The 360-nt window shown below is 67.5% G+C and carries 1 pseudogene; it reads left to right on the forward strand.

What is annotated here, in order from left to right:
• Positions 1-360, forward strand: a pseudogene (locus AB4Z45_RS33095) (glucose-6-phosphate dehydrogenase); the annotation flags it as partial.

Genomic DNA, 360 nt, shown 5'->3' on the forward strand with positions numbered 1-360 from the left:
AGATCACCGTGGCCGAAACCGTCGGCCTGGAGCGTCGGGCGAGCTACTACGACAAGTCCGGCGCGCTGCGCGACATGGTGCAGAACCACATGTTGCAGCTGCTGTGCCTGGTCGCGATGGAGCCGCCGTCCTCGCTCGCCGCCTACGCGATCCGCGACGAAAAACTCAAGGTGCTGCGTTCGCTCAAGCCCGTCGTCGATGGCGCGGCGGCGCAGGTCACCGTGCGCGGCCAGTACCGCGCAGGCGCCGTCGAAGGCCGGCCGGTGCCGGGCTATCTGGAAGAACTCGGTTCGAACGATTCGCGCACGGAAACCTTCGTCGCGTTGAAGGCCGAAGTCAGCAACTGGCGCTGGGCCGGCG

The sequence above is a fragment of the Paenibacillus sp. MCAF9 genome (assembly GCF_052114265.1).
Classification (GTDB): Bacteria; Bacillota; Bacilli; order Paenibacillales; family Paenibacillaceae; genus Pristimantibacillus.